This window comes from Microbacterium suaedae (assembly GCF_003254645.1).
Taxonomy (GTDB): Bacteria; Actinomycetota; Actinomycetes; order Actinomycetales; family Microbacteriaceae; genus Microbacterium; species Microbacterium suaedae.
The window spans coordinates 1,441,573-1,456,697 of the sequence record NZ_PNFD01000001.1 but is presented as its reverse complement, the minus strand read 5'-3'; the positions used below and the strand labels follow the sequence as shown (position 1 = coordinate 1,456,697).

The following is a 15,125-nucleotide window of genomic DNA, read 5'->3' as shown; positions in this document are numbered from 1 at the left end:
GTATGACGTGGATTACGGGGTGTTGTTCGCGGGGTTGGTGATCTCGGTGGTGCCGATCGCGGTGATCTTCTTGCTGGGTCAGCGGTTCTTCGTCGAGGGCATCGCGACGAGCGGGATGAAGGGCTGAACCCCATGCGCCGCATCTCGCGTCACGCGAGGAGGAGCTCGACGCCTGCCTCACGGACGGCGTCGGCGTCTGTGTCGGTGATGCCCGCGTCGGTCAGGACGGCGTCGGCGTCGGTGAAGTCGACGATCCGGGCAAACGCCGTCGCCGCGAACTTCGATGCATCGGCGACGACGACGGTCCGCCGTGCTGCCGCAATCAGGGCGGCATTGACCGCCGCCTCGCCGTCGTCCTGCGCGAAGAGCCCCCGGGCCGGATCAATCGCATTCACGCCGAGGAAGAGGGTGTCGATGCTGATCTCCGGAAGGATCAGCGACGTCAAGGGGCCGATGAGCTCGTAGCTGCGCGTGCGGGCGACGCCGCCGATGACGACGATGCGCAGCTGCGGTCGCACGGTCAGGTCGTTCGCGATGTTGACGGCGTTCGTCACGAGCGTCGTGTCCTCCGCGGCGAAGAGCGGATCCGATGCGGAGCGCACGCCCACTTCGTAGGCGGCGGCCGTCGTCGTCGTCCCGCCGTTGAACGCGATGACGGATCCCGGTTCGACGAGCTCGGCCACGCGCGAGGCGATCGCTCGCTTGGCGTGCCCGTTGCGAACGCTTCGGTAGCGCAGCGGCAGATCACCCGACGAGCTGTTGGACATCGCCCCGCCGCGCGTTCGCGTGACGAGCTGCTGCTCGGCGAGGACGTCGAGATCGCGCCGGGCCGTCGCGGGCGAGACACCGAAGTGCTCCATCACCCCCTCGACGCGCACCGAGCCGCTCTCGAGGATGAGGTCAACGAGTCGGGAGAGGCGATCTTCGCGTTCCATGCCGTTCCTCCGGGGCGATCACGATGCGGGTGCGGACCTCACCATCATGCCGGAGTCGCGGGAAGAGGGTTCAGACGGCGTGGGCGCGAGCGACAGCACGCGCAGGAGGTGCATGGTGCCTGCCGTCATCGCCTCACGGCCCGGACCGAGGTACTTGCGCATGTCGACGAGGGCGTCGTCTTCGGAGAGCGCGTCGCGCACGCCGCGGGTGAAGAAGCCGTTGAGATGCGTCGCGACATTGACCTTGGTGATCCCCGCGCGCACGGCGGCGCGGATCCCGGCGTCCGAGACCCCTGACGATCCGTGCAGGACGAGGGGAACCGGAACCGCGCTCCGCAGGCGGGCGATGAGGCCCATGTCGAGCGCGGCATCGCGCGACGTCATGGCGTGTGAGGAGCCAACCGCGACAGCGAGTGCGTCGACTCCGGTGTCGGCGACGAAGGAGGCGGCTTCACCAGGGTCGGTGCGCACACCCGGCGCGTGCGCGCCGTCCTTGCCGCCGATCTCACCGAGCTCGGCCTCGACGATCACGCCGCGATCGTGCGCGTGAGCGATGACCTCGCGCGTCGTCCGCACGTTGTCGTCGTACGGCAGCGCTGCTCCGTCGTACATCACCGAGCCGAAGCCCAGCGCGATCGCCTCGTGCGCGAGGATCGGATCCTCGGCGTGATCGAGGTGCAGCGCGATGTTCGCGCTCGACGACTCCGCGAGCGCCGCGGCGGCTGCTGCGAGGGGACGCAGGCGCCCGCCGTGGTACTGCACGCAGTTCTGTGAGATCTGCAGAACGATCGGCAGGCCCGTCCGGTTCGCGGCTTCGGTGATCGCCTCCGCGCTCTCGAGATTGACGAGGTTCACGGCGGCCAATCCGGTCCCGCGATCGACGGCATCGGTCAGGAGCGTGGCGGTGTTCAGGAGAGGCATGGGTCCTCCCCAATGGCAGAGGTGGCGCCCGCTGCCCCGCGCAGATCGCGAAGTCGAACCCCGGGATCGGTGGCGGCGAAGATCATGCGGTTCCCTTTCGCGAGTCAGTGGTGAGCGGCGGCGCGGGCATGCAGGGCGACGCCGATGACGCCCGCGTTCTCGCCGAAGCTCGCGGGGCGTACCGGGATCGAGCGCAGTCGGTAGCGCGTGTCGAGACGCGCGGTCAAAGGGTCGAAGAGCGCGCCGCCCGCCTCGGCGAGGCCGCCGCCGATGATGACGGCCTCCGGCGCGGTGAGCGCTGCCGCGTGGGAGATGCCGAGTGCGATCGCGTCGACGGCGCTGTCCCAGATCCGTGCGGCATCGACGTCGCCACGGGCGGCGCGATCGGCGACATCGTGGGCGCCGGACACGGGGACCCCGGTGTCCCGCGTGAAGCGCCTGGCGATCGCGGCGGCGGAGGCGGTCGCCTCGAGGCATCCGCGATTGCCGCACGCGCATTCCTCGCCGCCGCTGTCGACGACGACGTGGCCGATCTCACCCGCATACCCGCCGGCGACGTGCATCCGCCCGCCGGTGATGAGCACCGCGGAGATCCCGGTTCCGATCGTGAGGATCACGGCGTCGTTCAGCCCACGGGCGGCGCCGAGGTGCAGCTCGGCGAGGGCGGCCGCGCGCACATCGTGGATGACGTGCACCGTCGAGCCGAATCTCTCCGTGGCCACGGCGCGGAAGTCGACGTCTCGCCAGCCGAGATTCTCGGAGAACACCCCGATGCCGCGGGCGTCGTCGACGATTCCCGGGATGCCGATGCCGATCACATCCGCGCCGTCACTGCCCCCGCGGGCGATCGCGTCGAGGATCCGCTCGGGGGTGTGCGCGCCGTCCCGTGGCGTCGGGACCCGTATCGGCTCACTGAACGTTCCCGTGCGGTCGACGCGCGCGAGCTTGATGGTCGTCCCGCCGACGTCGGCGACGAGGGCGGAGGGGCCGGTGCCCAGGGGCGGCACCACGGCTACACCTCGTCGAGAATCACGGATCGCGCGAGCGAGCGGGGCCGATCGGGGTCGAGGCCTCGTTGCTTGGCCTGTGCGACCGCGAAGCGCTGAGCGACGATGAGCGCTGGCAGCGGGTCGAGCTCGGCGTGACGGACGAGCTCGGCTCCGGTCGCGGCGATATCGTCCGCGAGGCCTGGCGGCAGGTCTCCGAGAGACCACACCAGCCGACCGGTCTGGGCGATCGCGAGCGGGCCGTGTCGGTAGTCCATCGCGGGGTAGGACTCAGCCCAGAACCGTGCCGCTTCACGCATCTTCAGCGCTGCCTCGGCGGCGAGCCCAACGGCGGGACCGCGCCCGAGGAACGTCACCTGCTCGGCGTCGAGCATCTCGGAGACGTCGACTGCGAGCGCGCGCTCCGCCTGCTGGGCAAGCGTGTCGATGTCGTCACCCAGATGGGCGCGCAACAGGGCGAGCGTCGTCGTGGCGAATCGCGTCTGCACGACGGAGCGCTCGTCGGCGAACGGGAGTGCGATGGTCGCGTCCGCCTCCTGCGTCGCAGGAGAGTTGGGGACTCCGGTGATCAGCAGTGTCGGCACACCGGATGCGGAGCGGAAGAGGTCGATCACCTCGGTCGTGGTGCCTGATCGCGAGATCGCGACGATCCGGTCGTAGCGGCGTCCGTGCGGGAACTCGGAGCCCGGGAACGCATCGGTCTCGCCGTGACCGGCTGCTTCCCTCGCTGCCGCGTAGCTCTGCGCCATGAACCAGCTCGTGCCGCAGCCGACAACCGCGATGCGCTCGCCGGAGTGCGGGAGATCGCCGGATACCTCGGGCAGAAGCGCGGCCGCCCGCCGCCACATCTCGGGCTGGGTGGCGATCTCTTCTTCGACGAAGGTATCGGTCATGGCTCTCTTCCCTCGGTGCCACCGAGACGATCCCGTATGACTGAGATTGACTATAACCATGAGAAGTAATCAAAAACAATCATCAATTTTCACGGGGTGGCTGAACCACGCAGTCTCCTGCCCGCCGGTTCCCGAGGCGAGACTCGGCGCCGAAGCGCGCCGTCAGTCGAAGACGTAGCGCTCGCGGCCCACGAACACCCCGAGCACGAGCTGCGCTGTGAGCGCGACGAGAACGTAGCCGAACGCCCACTCCCATCCGCCGCTCGCCGTGAGGATCGCGCCGAAGACGAGGGGAGCGGCCCCCGAGATGACGTATCCCACCGACTGCGCCATCCCGCTGAGTGCCGACGCCGCGCGATGATCGCGTGCGCGCGTGGCCATGAGGGTCAGGGAGATCGCGAGGGAAGCCCCGCTGCTCAGGCCCTGGATCAGGAGCCAGACGACGATGCCCTGCGGGGCGAGGATGAGCCCCGAGATCCCGACCATCCCGACAACGGGGATGAGGGAGGGCATCCACCGCGCGAGCCGGCCGCGCATGAGGAAGGGCAAGCCGAGGGATCCGATCACGCCGATGATCTGGAACAGCATCACGTCGCTTCCGGCAACGACCTCGCTGCGACCGACCGAGCGCGAGAACGGCGCCGTCCACGTGAGCATCGCGTAGAAGAGCGTGGACTGCGCCCCCATGTACAGACCGACGAGCCACGCGGTCCGATCGCCCCACACGCTGCGGCCGCGTGGCGTTCCCGCCGTGCGGCGCGGCTCTCGTTCCTCCCGCCCGAACTGTCGCGTGTGCCACGCCCACAGTCCGATTGCGATCGGCAGCGTCGAGACCACGGCGAGGAGCGCGACGCGCCAGCCGGCGGCGCCCTCGCCACCCGAGACGAGGTACGACACAGGCACGACGAGGCTCGAGGCGACGGCGCCGCAGCCTGCGAGAAGCGCCGTGTAGATGCTCGTCACGGTGGGAACGCGCGCACCGAACGACCGCTTGACGACGGCCGGCATCAGAACGTTCAGGAGCGCGAGCGTCACACCGATGATCCCCGTGCCCACCCACAGCTCGATCTCGGCGCCGACGCCGGGCATCGAGCGGATCAGCGTGCCGATGCCGAGCATCACGAGCGCGCCGAGCACGGTGCGCCGTGTACCGAAGCGCCGCGCAAGCGGGTGCGCGACCGAGGACACGACCGCCCACGAGATGACTGGGATCGACGTCAGGAGGCTGAGCGTCGGCAGCGCACGCCCCGTCGATGCGCTGATCTGTTCGAGAAGAGGCCCGATCCCCGTGATCGGCGTGCGCATGTTGACCGCGATCACGCATAGCGCCCCGAGCAGGAGCGCGAGAGAGACGCGGCGGTCGCCGTCGACCGGGGAATGAGCGGGCACGCCCGGATGCTACACCTGTCGGTCTCCTTCGCCGCCCCGCATCCCGATGAGCGGAATGAGGGAAGCTGGGTGCATGGCGAACTCTCCGTCGGGCGAATCGGTCTCCGAGCGGATCCTGCGCGTGCTCGAGTCGTTCGACACCGACCGCACGGCTCTCACGGCAACCGAGATCGGGCGGCTCGCGCGTCTACCGAGTTCGACGGCGCACCGGCTCGTCTCGGAACTCGTCGCGACGGGCCTTCTCGAGCGACTCGCGGACGGTCGCGTGCAGCTCGGGATGCATCTGTGGGAGATCGCGCAGCGCGGTTCGCGCGCCCTGCGCCTGCGCCAGGTCGTGCTCCCGTACATGGAGCGCGTGCAGACGCGGGTGCGCGAGCACACGCAGCTCGGCGTTCTCGAAAACGGGGAGGTGCTGTTCCTCGAACGGCTTTCGGATCCGCACGCCGTGTCGAACATCACGCGGATCGCGGGGCGCCTTCCCCTGCACGCGTCGTCCTCCGGGCTCGTGCTGCTCGCCTTCTCGCCCGACGAGATGCAGGGGGACGCGCTCGAGGGGAGGCTGGATCCGTTCACGCCCGACACAGTCACGGACCCCGATCGCCTGCGCGAGCTGCTCGCGCAGATCCGGCGCGACGAGTTCGTCGTCGCGCCCGGCTACGTCGAACCGGTGTCGACGGGCATCGCGGTCCCTCTGCGCGACGGTGCGGGGCGCGTGCTCGCCGCGCTCTCCGTCGTCGTGCCGCGCGCGGCGCCCACGGCGGGCGCGCTCGAGGAGCTCCGCGCCGCGGCGGCGGGGATCGCGCGGCGGCTCCCGCGCGGGTCCTGATCCGCTTCCCGTTCAACGGGATCCGCCTCCGCTCCGCTCCTCCCGGCGGGCAGACTCGGCGCAGGACACGTCGAAGGAGACACCATGACCGAACGCACCCGCGTCGCCATCGTCGGCGCCGGGCCCGCGGGCCTCATGCTCGCCCACCTGCTCGACCACGCAGGGATCGAATCGATCGTGCTCGACAGCCGCACGCGCCACGAGATCGAGACGACCGTGCGCGCCGGGATCCTCGAGCAGAACACGGTCGAGATCCTGCGCCAGACGGGGGCCTCCGACCGCGTCGACACGGTCGGCAGCCGCCACGACGGCATCGAGCTGCGCTTCGACGGCGCGGGACACCGCATCGACTTCGCCGACCTCGTCGGACGCGGCGTCTGGCTGTATCCGCAGCACGAGGTGCTGAAGGACCTCATCGCCGCACGCCTCGCGGCGGGGCAGGACCTGCGCTTCTCCACGCGCGCCGACGAGGTCGTCGACATCGACAGCGATCGTCCGCGCGTGCTCGGGACCGGACCCGACGGCGAGGCCATCGAGATCGAGGCCGATTTCGTCGTCGGCGCCGAGGGGTCTCGCAGCATCACGCGCGACGCGGTCACTGGCGCGCACGGCGGCTTCTTCCGCGAGTACCCGTTCGCCTGGTTCGGTGTGCTGTGCGAGGCGCCGCCGTCAGCGGACGAGCTGATCTACAGCAACTCGCCCGAGGGCTTCGCGCTCATCAGTCAGCGCAGCCCCGAGGTGCAGCGCATGTACTTCCAGTGCGACCCCGATCAGGATCCCGATGCGTACACCGAGGCGCAGCTGTGGGACATGCTGCAGGCTCGCGTGCCCGGTACGACGCTGCAGGAAGGCTCCATCTTCCAGCGCGACGTCCTGCGCTTCCGCAGCTTCGTCGCCCATCGCCTCCTCCGCGGGCGCGCCGCGATCGTCGGCGATGCCGCACACACGGTGCCCCCGACGGGCGCGAAGGGTATGAACCTCGCGATCGCCGATGTCGTGGTCCTCGCCCGCGCGCTCGAGCGACTGCTGCTCGGAGGATCCGCCGAGCTGCTCGAGTCGTTCGAGGAGACCGCGCTCGCGCGGATCTGGAAGGCGCAGCATTTCTCGTGGTGGATGACGAGCATGCTGCACCGCGCCCCGGACGCGAGCGACTTTGACAACAGGCGCCAGCTCGGCGAGCTGCGCAGCGTCGTCGAGTCGCGAAACGGTCGCGGCTTCCTCGCCGAGGCCTACACGGGGTGGCCCCTGCCGGTGTGAGGATCAGGGTCAGCGTGCTCACAATCGGCTGATCGCACGAATCTCTCCCCAATCGCCGGCGCCAGGCCGACGCCTGTCGGAGGTAGGTGACAGGGTCGGAGGGATCCGCGACAATGAAGGAGTGCTGACCATGACAGAACCGCAAGTGTGGACGCTCATCGGAGCGTTCATCGGAGCCATGGTTGCCCTCGTAACGGTCATGCTCGCGATGACCGGGCGGATGTTCCAGGGGCTCCGCTCGGAGCTGCAGACGGAGATGCGCGCTGGGTTCGATCGTCTCGAGGGCGTGATGAACGCACGATTCGCGGCCGTCGACGTTCGGTTCGAGAAGGTGGAGTCCACGATGGACGCCCGCTTCGCGCAGGTGGAGTCGACGATGGATGCCCGCTTCGCGCAGGTGGAGTCGACGATGGATGCCCGCTTCGCGCAGGTGGAGTCGACGATGGATGCTCGCTTCGCGAAGGTCGAGGCGAAGATCGACCACCTCGATCGCGACGTCGACGGCCTCACTCGGCGCCGGTTCGACGACGAGGTGTAGCCCGCCCCTCACAGCTGGATCGTTGTCGAGCAGCGGAATCATCGGAGCGTTCAATCCGTACTCCGCGCACATCTCTTGCGAATGAAACCTAGGAGGCCCCGCGTGCGAAGTGTGCGGGCGGTGGCAGTTGCGACGATCGGCGCACTGGCCGTCAGCAGTTGCGCGTCGACAGATGACGTGCTGGCAAACCGTAGCGTCGACGAGTACATCGGCGCGCAGCTTTCGAGTCTTGCGGATGACACCGACCGCCTCGCGGGTGACGTTGTCCCGGACACTACCTACATGGTCCAGGACGCAAGCCCGCGGATCGGTGAACCGCCGATGTTCGACGGAGACGATGCGCTGTGGGGGGAGTGGACGATCGTCAACGCGTGCAGCGACGGTGACACGCTCGAGGATTCGACGGTGATTGAAGTCGCCGTCATCCCGGCAGACCACGACATCGACGAGGCCGATTTCTCCGACGCCGTCGCGTGTGAGTGGGACTGGATCGGCGACGACTGACCGGCCCAAGCCTGGACAGCGTTCACGCAACAGCGCGCGAGCGAGACGGCGCCCTCATCTTGTCCAACTGCGATGGGTGAGGGCGTCCTGTCGCGTGGTGGCCCGCCACTGCCCGTCCCTCACAGCTGGATCGTTGTCGAGCCCCCCGGGGCCTGGGCGTCGGCGCGGTGGCTGACGAGGACGACGATGCGGTCCGCGGTCGCTCGCCGGATGTCGGCCATCAGTGCCTGCGCCGTGGGGGCGTCGAGATGCGCGGCGGGCTCGTCGAGCAGGATCACGTCGGCGTGGCCCAGCAGCGCGCGGGCGACCGCAAGGCGCTGGCGTTCGCCGCCCGACAGGCCGGATCCGCCCGTGCCGACGTGGGTGTCGAGGCCGTCCGGCAGCGAGTCGAGCAGCGAGCCGAGGCCCGCGCGCCGCAGCGCGTCGGTCATATCGTCATCGGACGGCGCGTCGTCTCGTCCGCGCGCCAACAGCAGGTTTGCGCGGATGCTCGAGTCGAAGACGTACGCGTCCTGCGGGCACCACGCGACCCTCGACCGCCACGACTCCGGCGCGATGTCCGTGAGCGGCACGCCGTCTGCGGTCACCGCTCCCTCGGTCGTCCACAGCGCCCCCATGATGACCGAGAGGAGCGTCGACTTGCCGGCCCCTGACCGTCCCGAGATGACGAGCCAGTCGCCCGCGCGTGCGGAACCGGAGATGTGACGGAAGACGGGGCCGTCCGTTCCTGGGTACTTCGCTGCGACGTTCTGCAGCGCCAGCTCGCGCACGGGGTGCGGTGCGCTCGCCGTTCCCGTCGAGACCGGCTCGGGTGGCGTCGTGAGCGGTGCGAGTCGGCGCGCGACCTCGCGCAGGGCGGGGACTCGGTGGCCCGCGGCGACGAATCCCTCGAGTGGTTCGACGGCGGCAAGGGCGAGGAGCGCGACGACGCACGCCAGCTCAGCCGGAACACCGAGGGAGAGGGGGGCGATCGCCGCGGCGAGCGACGACGCCGCGAACACGACGACCGCGCTCCCGAGCCCCGACGCCCATGCGGCGCGTCGCTCGGCCTGGGCGAGCCGGGATCCGGCGCGATCGAGTCGCGCCACGGCGGGCAGCGATACCCCGTTCGCGCGCAGCTCGTCGGCGGCCGACGCGAGTGCGGACGTTCCGCGCACGAGCGCCGAGCGCTCGCGGATCCGGCGACGCATCGCGCCGCGCGCCGAGACCACCGCGAGGCCCACTCCGAGGACGGCCGCGGCGCCCAGTGTCGCGGCGACGATGCCCGTCAGCTGCGGGGCGACGAAAGCCGTCGTCACGGTGATGCCCGCGATCGACAGGATCCCGACCGCGAGGGGCGGGATCGTGCGGGGCAGCAGATCGCGGAGCTCGTCGGCCAGGGTGACGAGATAGTCGACGGGAGATCCGCCTTCGAGCAGTCGCCGGGATCCCGCCCCGCGCCCCGCGATCGAACGCCACAGCACGAGGCGCAGACGATCCGTGACGCGGAAGGCAGCGGCATGGGTGACGAGGCGCTCGGCGTAGCGCGAGACGGCGCGACCGATGCCGAAGAAGCGCACGCCGACGATCGCGACGAGCAGGTACATGATGTGCTCTTCGACGCTCGCGCGCACGATGAGCCACCCCGAGATGGCCGTGAGGGAGAGCCCCATCGCGATCGTCGTGAACGCCAAGAGGATTCCGAGGATCCATAGGACGGCGGCAGGCGCGATGGTTTCGGCGAGGCCGCGCCACGTGCCCGCGCGCGTGCGGCGGAGCGCGCGGTGCTTCGGGCCACGCAGCCGCGGCAGGCGGATGTTCTGCGACTCGGGACCGTCCGCGAGCCGCACCGAGTCGGTGACGACGGGGATCCCGACGGTCGACGTCGCCGGCTCGGCGGCATCGGTCCCCGGGCTGTCCGCGACCTCGGCCGATTTCGTGGCTTCGGGCCGCGGACTGCACGACGACGCCAATTCTGCGGGTTCCTCGCCCGGAACCCCCGCCTCGGGTGAAGTCTGCACAGAATTGGCGTCGTTGTGCAGGTCGGAGGCGGACGACGGGGCGGCGTCGACGGCGACCGTGTGCGTTGCGAGCGCTCGCGTTTCGGGCTCGTGCGTCGCCAGGACCACGGTTGCCCGGTGGGCACGGCGGCGGATCGCGTCGCGTACCCGTTCGGCCGAACGGCCGTCGAGGTGTGCGGTCGGCTCGTCGAGCACCAGGACGGTCGCGCCGGCGTCGACTCGGACGAGGGCGCGCGCCACGGCGAGACGCCGCAGCTCGCCCGGGCTGAGTTCGGCGATCGATGAGTAGGCCGCCGCCTGCAGACCGAGCTCGCGCAGGGGAGCCTCGGGATTCGACGAGCCGTAGAGCACGAGCTCATCCCACGGGGTCGCGGTGAAGGCCCGCGGGACCTGCGGCGCCCACGCGACCTGCTCGGCGTCGATGCCGACGATCCACCCCGACGACGCCGCATCCGACGGCAGCGTGCCCGTCAGGGCGCCGAGAAGAGTCGACTTGCCCGCGCCGGACGGCCCCGTCACCGCGGTGACCCCCGTCAGGCGCGCAGAGAAGTCTGCGAGCGTCGGATCCGCGCGGCCCGCGTAGTGCACCGTGAGGTCGCGCACCACGATTGCGGGCGGCGCATGCTCCTGCTCCGGTTCGGGCTGCCCCGCCCATGCCGTGCCCGCCGCGATCTCGCCCAGCGTCGGGAAATCCGCCGGTTGCTCGTACCTTTCCGGCAGGTTCTTCGTCAGCGGCAGATCGATCGGACTCGTGATGTCCGCGACGACCGGCAGCGCCGCCCCGCGGACATCGTCTCGACGCGCGCCCGACAGGATCCCGCGCACGCGCTGCAGCGCAGACAGGCCGTCCTGCGAGGAGTGGAACGCCGCGCCCACTTCGCGCAGCGCCGTGAAGCACTCGGGCGCGAGAAGCAGAGCCAGAAGCGCCGTCTCGAGCCCCACGGATCCATTCAGGAGGCGCAGCCCGAGGAAGACGGCGACGACGGCGACCGAGATCGTCGCGATGAGCTCGAGGGCTAGCGACGAGAGGAAGGCCCAGCGCAGCGTCTCCTGCGTGCGCGCGCGATACTCGCGCTGGATGCCGTCGAGAGCCCGCGACTGCTCCTCGACGCGATTCAGGCCCACCAGCACGGGCAGGCCGCGTGCCAGTTCCGTCATGTGATTCGCCAGCCGCGCAAGCGAGCTGATCGCCTCGTCCGTGCGCGCCTGCGTGTGCCGGCCGATCAGCACCATGAACAGCGGCACGAGCGGCACCGTCACGACGACGATCAGCGCGCTGACCCAGTCGGCCCCGAGGATCCATAGGCCGACGATGAGGGGGACGATGGCCGCCTGGATGATCGCCGGAAGGCTCGACTGGTAGTACTCATCGAGATCGTCGAGCCCGTCGGTGGCGAGGACCGCGACTGAGCCTTCCCCCTCGCGGCTCGTCGAGATGCGTGCCGGAGCCGATGGACGGTCCGGAGCGGCGTCCTCGGTGATGTCCGCGCCCTCCGCATCGCCGTGAGCGATGCGATCCCACAGCCGGCCCCGCAGCTCCCGTTTCACGGTCACCGCCACGTGCTGTGCGACGCCCTGCGTCGCCCACCCCGCGAGCGCCCGCAGTACGGCGCCGGAGCCGCCGAGAAGCGCCACCTGCTGGGTATCGAGCGCCCCCGCCTGGAGCCCCGCGATCCCTGCCGCGACGGCCGCTGCTACGAGGACGAGGCCGAGACCCTTCAGGGCCGCGAGCAGCCCGAGCGCGAAGAGGGCGATACGCGGAACCGGCCCCAGTTCGGGCCGCCGCGCCGGTTCGCGGGGCCGCTCGGCCTCCGCCTGCCAGGGGTCGTTGCTCATCGTAGTTCTATGCCTACCCGATAGGAGGGGGACGGGCGAATCGCCGCGCCCGTTCTGCGCGTGCTTTCGGCGGAGGGGTGGACGCGGGGCACACCGATCACAAGAATTTTCTGCGGAGATGTCGATCCGCACGCTGCCCAGTCGACGTGACTGGTGAGAGGGCCGAGACGGCGGCCCCGAGAGAAGGAGACGGACCAATGAAGTTCATGCTGATCATGCGCGTCACGGACGAGGCGATCGAAGCCTCGAAGGAGGTTCCCTTCGAGCAGATCATCGAGGACATGGGGCGATACAACGAAGAGCTCATGAAGGCGGGGGTCATGGTCGGCGGCGAGGGGCTCGCCGATCCGGACGACAACGGATTCGTCGTCGACTACTCGGCCGAGCCCCCTCTCGTCACCGACGGGCCTTACGGCGAGACGAAGGAGCTCTTCAATGGGTTCTGGATGCTCGAGGTCGCCACGAAGGAGGAGGCGATCCACTGGGCTAGCAAGGTGCCGCTCGGCCCGGGGACGAAGATCGAGGTGCGGCGCGTCACGGACGAGTCGGATTTCGATCCGGAGAACGAATGGGTGAAGAAGGAGGCCGGATGGCGCGAGGAGCAGGCCGCTCGCGCCCAGAAGTGACCGGCATGTGATGACGCTCGACGACGCGGTCCCGCGTGCGGAGGAATCCGCACGCCGGGCCGTGTCTGCCGTATGGCGCGCCGACGCGGCGAAGATCGTCGCGACGCTCACGCGGTACACGGGCGACTTCACCCTCGCTGAGGACCTCGCGCAGGAGGCGCTCGCCGAGGCCCTTGAGCAGTGGCCGCGCGCGGGGATCCCCCGCAACGGCGGAGCCTGGCTGACGACGACCGCGAAGCGTCGCGCCATCGACCACTGGCGTCGCCGTGAGAGGTATGCGGACCGCCTCGCGCTGATCGCGGCAGAGAGGGAACCCGTCGACGACAGCCCCTGGGATCCGGACGAGATCGACGACGACGTCCTGCGCCTCATCTTCATCGCGTGCCACCCCGTGCTCACGTCGCAGGCGCGCGTCGCCCTGACGCTGCGGATCGTCGCGGGGCTGACGACGGAGGAGATCGCGGCGGCGTTCCTCGTGCCCGTCTCGACCGTGCAGCAGCGCATCGTCCGCGCCAAGCGGCAGCTCACTGAAGCGGATGTGCCGTTCGAGGCTCCCTCGGGTGCCGATCTCGCGCCTCGCCTCGCCGCCGCGCTCGGCGTCATCTACCTCGTCTTCACCGAAGCGCATTCGGCGAGCCACGGTGACGACGTGATCCGCCCGGATCTCGCGCGGGAGGCGCTGCGACTCGGCCGTTCCCTTGCCGCGCTCCTGCCGGACGAGCCGGGTCCGCAGGGTCTCGTCGCGCTCATGGAGCTGACAGCCTCGCGCTTCCCTGCGCGCCTCGATGCCTCCGGGGATCCGATTCTGCTCGCCGACCAGGACCGGACGCGGTGGGATCGCGGGGCCATCTCCCGTGGTCGCGACGCCCTCGCGCGGGTCGACCGCCTCGGCCGCGGGCGCGACGCCTACGCGCTGCAGGCGGGGATCGCCGAGTGTCACGCGATCGCGCCGAGCGTCGAGGAGACGGATTGGGCGACGATCGTGCGCCTGTACGACGCGCTCCTGCGCATCGCGTCTTCGCCCGTCGTCGAGCTGAATCGGGCGAGCGCCGTGTCGATGGCGTCGGGTCCGGCTGAGGCGCTCGAGATCGTCGACCGCCTTGCCCAGGAGAAGCGCTTGAGCGCCTCCCACCTCGTCCCCGCGGTCCGTGCGGAGCTGCTCGAACGTCTGGGCCGCACCGAGGAGGCTCGCGAGGCGTTCGCCGAGGCTGCGTCGCGCGCGAGGAACGCCCGCGACCGCGCGATCCTCCAGGCCCGCGCCGCGACCGGCCGTTGAGCGGCGCTTCTTCAGTAGCCACGACACGCCCTACGCACGCAATGCCATAGGGCGGGTCGTGGTGACCGGCGCCTTCGCCTACTTCTCGCGCAGGATCGCGGGGAGAACGATGTGCGGCGCGGGGATCATCCCCGGTTCGAGGCGCTTGCGGAACACCCAGTACGACCACGCCTGGTAGGCGATGACGATCGGCAGGCCGACGGCCGCGACGATCGACATCACCGTCAGGGTGTAGTCGCTGCTCGAGGCGTTGAACACGGTGAGCCCGTTCGCGGGATCGAGGGTCGACGGAAGGACGTACGGGAACATCGCAGCGAAGATCGACCCGGCGCCGGCGACGACGAACGCGCCGTAGCCGAGGAACGCGCGACCCTCCTTGCGCGCCCTCGCGCCGATCCAGCCGAACGCCGCGCCCACGACCGCGAGAGCGACGAGGATCCACGACAGCACGGATCCGCCGTTCGCGAACTGCGCCCAGATCGCCCAGGCGGCGGCCGGAAGGAGGAGCAGCGGTCCCCACGTCGCGCTGAAGCGGGCGGCGCGCTCGCGGATCGCACCGTCGGTCTTGAGTGCGAGGAAGGTGGATCCGTGCGTGAGGGCGAAGCCCACGACGCCGAGGCCGCCGAGGATCGCGGGGATCGTCAGCCACACGAACGGGTGCCCGGCGCGATCGCCGTTCGCGTCGATCGGCAGCCCCGTCGAGGTGATGGCGAGGGCGGCGCCGATGCAGAAGGCCGTGACGAGGGATCCGATGCCGAGCGACCACGTCCAGAACCGCGCCCACCGGTCGGTGTGCACCTTGCCGCGATACTCGATCGAGACGGCGCGGAGGATGAGGGCGAGCAGCGTGATCGTGAGGGGGATGTAGAGCGCCGAGAAGAGCGATGCGTACCAGAGGGGGAAGGCAGCGAACATCGCCGCCCCGGCCGTGATGAGCCACACCTCGTTGCCGTCCCACACGGGTCCGATCGTGTTGAGCATCGTGCGGCGCTCCCTCTCGTCTCGCGCCGAGAAGAGCACGTGCATGCCGACGCCGAGATCGAAGCCCTCGAGCAGCAGGAATCCGACCCACAGCAGCGCGATCGCGCCGAACCAGATGACGGGAAGAACGTCCATG

13 protein-coding genes are annotated in these 15,125 nt (G+C 70.1%); 6 read left to right on the top strand and 7 right to left on the bottom strand.

What is annotated here, in order from left to right; translation table 11 throughout:
• Positions 1-149: 149 nt before the first annotated feature.
• The 5 genes from C0012_RS06490 to C0012_RS06470 form a co-directional block, all read right to left on the bottom strand.
• Positions 150-935 carry a DeoR/GlpR family DNA-binding transcription regulator gene (locus C0012_RS06490; RefSeq protein WP_110590265.1) on the bottom strand — a complete coding sequence of 262 codons (786 nt, stop codon included), beginning with the start codon at positions 933-935 and terminating at the stop codon, positions 150-152.
• 18 nt (positions 936-953) lie between these two features.
• Positions 954-1,856: a class II fructose-bisphosphate aldolase gene (locus C0012_RS06485; RefSeq protein WP_110590264.1), complete on the bottom strand. Its 903-nt coding sequence runs from the start codon at positions 1,854-1,856 to the stop codon at positions 954-956.
• A 104-nt stretch (positions 1,857-1,960) separates the two neighbouring features.
• Complete coding sequence (locus C0012_RS06480) at positions 1,961-2,866, bottom strand: ROK family protein (protein WP_232527791.1); 906 nt, start codon at positions 2,864-2,866, stop codon at positions 1,961-1,963.
• 2 nt (positions 2,867-2,868) lie between these two features.
• Positions 2,869-3,756 (bottom strand): SIS domain-containing protein, encoded by an 888-nt coding sequence (locus tag C0012_RS06475; protein ID WP_110590263.1) that lies wholly within the window; start codon positions 3,754-3,756, stop codon positions 2,869-2,871.
• A gap of 162 nt (positions 3,757-3,918) precedes the next feature.
• Positions 3,919-5,145: an MFS transporter gene (locus C0012_RS06470; RefSeq protein WP_232527790.1), complete on the bottom strand. Its 1,227-nt coding sequence runs from the start codon at positions 5,143-5,145 to the stop codon at positions 3,919-3,921.
• Between the two features lie 73 nt (positions 5,146-5,218).
• On the opposite strand from C0012_RS06470, the gene C0012_RS06465 reads away from it, so the two are divergent.
• The 4 genes from C0012_RS06465 (at position 5,219) to C0012_RS06450 (ending at position 8,270) form a co-directional block, all read left to right on the top strand.
• A complete protein-coding gene (locus tag C0012_RS06465) occupies positions 5,219-5,971 on the top strand; it encodes an IclR family transcriptional regulator (RefSeq protein ID WP_110590262.1) in 753 nt (250 codons plus the stop codon).
• 84 nt (positions 5,972-6,055) lie between these two features.
• A complete protein-coding gene (locus C0012_RS06460) occupies positions 6,056-7,228 on the top strand; it encodes a 4-hydroxybenzoate 3-monooxygenase (protein ID WP_110590261.1) in 1,173 nt (390 codons plus the stop codon).
• Between the two features lie 130 nt (positions 7,229-7,358).
• Positions 7,359-7,766 (top strand): hypothetical protein, encoded by a 408-nt coding sequence (locus C0012_RS15570; RefSeq protein ID WP_198411071.1) that lies wholly within the window; start codon positions 7,359-7,361, stop codon positions 7,764-7,766.
• Between the two features lie 177 nt (positions 7,767-7,943).
• Positions 7,944-8,270 carry a hypothetical protein gene (locus C0012_RS06450; protein ID WP_162622934.1) on the top strand — a complete coding sequence of 109 codons (327 nt, stop codon included), beginning with the start codon at positions 7,944-7,946 and terminating at the stop codon, positions 8,268-8,270.
• 119 nt (positions 8,271-8,389) lie between these two features.
• On the opposite strand, the gene cydC is transcribed toward C0012_RS06450, so the two are convergent.
• On the bottom strand, positions 8,390-12,106 hold the full coding sequence (gene cydC / locus C0012_RS06445; RefSeq protein WP_110590259.1) for a thiol reductant ABC exporter subunit CydC: 3,717 nt from the start codon (positions 12,104-12,106) through the stop codon (positions 8,390-8,392).
• A gap of 197 nt (positions 12,107-12,303) precedes the next feature.
• On the opposite strand from cydC, the gene C0012_RS06440 reads away from it, so the two are divergent.
• Together C0012_RS06440 and C0012_RS06435 are read left to right on the top strand one after the other, a co-directional pair.
• On the top strand, positions 12,304-12,732 hold the full coding sequence (locus tag C0012_RS06440; protein WP_110590258.1) for a YciI family protein: 429 nt from the start codon (positions 12,304-12,306) through the stop codon (positions 12,730-12,732).
• Between the two features lie 10 nt (positions 12,733-12,742).
• The gene (locus C0012_RS06435) at positions 12,743-14,008 is read left to right on the top strand and encodes an RNA polymerase sigma factor (protein WP_110590257.1); all 1,266 of its coding nucleotides are present in this window, start codon (positions 12,743-12,745) and stop codon (positions 14,006-14,008) included.
• Between the two features lie 78 nt (positions 14,009-14,086).
• Here the strand turns inward: C0012_RS06435 and cydB are convergent, their stop codons facing one another.
• The gene (gene cydB, locus C0012_RS06430; protein ID WP_110590256.1) at positions 14,087-15,124 is read right to left on the bottom strand and encodes a cytochrome d ubiquinol oxidase subunit II; all 1,038 of its coding nucleotides are present in this window, start codon (positions 15,122-15,124) and stop codon (positions 14,087-14,089) included.
• Position 15,125: the final 1 nt, after the last annotated feature.

Coding starts and splice junctions, on each gene's coding strand:
- C0012_RS06440 (WP_110590258.1), top strand. CDS start 12,304: ATGAAGTTCATGCTGATCATGCGCGTCACGGACGAGGCGATCGAAGCC.
- C0012_RS06490 (WP_110590265.1), bottom strand. CDS start 935: ATGGAACGCGAAGATCGCCTCTCCCGACTCGTTGACCTCATCCTCGAG.
- C0012_RS06475 (WP_110590263.1), bottom strand. CDS start 3,756: ATGACCGATACCTTCGTCGAAGAAGAGATCGCCACCCAGCCCGAGATG.
- C0012_RS06465 (WP_110590262.1), top strand. CDS start 5,219: ATGGCGAACTCTCCGTCGGGCGAATCGGTCTCCGAGCGGATCCTGCGC.
- C0012_RS06460 (WP_110590261.1), top strand. CDS start 6,056: ATGACCGAACGCACCCGCGTCGCCATCGTCGGCGCCGGGCCCGCGGGC.
- cydB (WP_110590256.1), bottom strand. CDS start 15,124: ATGGACGTTCTTCCCGTCATCTGGTTCGGCGCGATCGCGCTGCTGTGG.
- C0012_RS15570 (WP_198411071.1), top strand. CDS start 7,359: ATGACAGAACCGCAAGTGTGGACGCTCATCGGAGCGTTCATCGGAGCC.
- C0012_RS06435 (WP_110590257.1), top strand. CDS start 12,743: ATGACGCTCGACGACGCGGTCCCGCGTGCGGAGGAATCCGCACGCCGG.
- cydC (WP_110590259.1), bottom strand. CDS start 12,106: ATGAGCAACGACCCCTGGCAGGCGGAGGCCGAGCGGCCCCGCGAACCG.
- C0012_RS06485 (WP_110590264.1), bottom strand. CDS start 1,856: ATGCCTCTCCTGAACACCGCCACGCTCCTGACCGATGCCGTCGATCGC.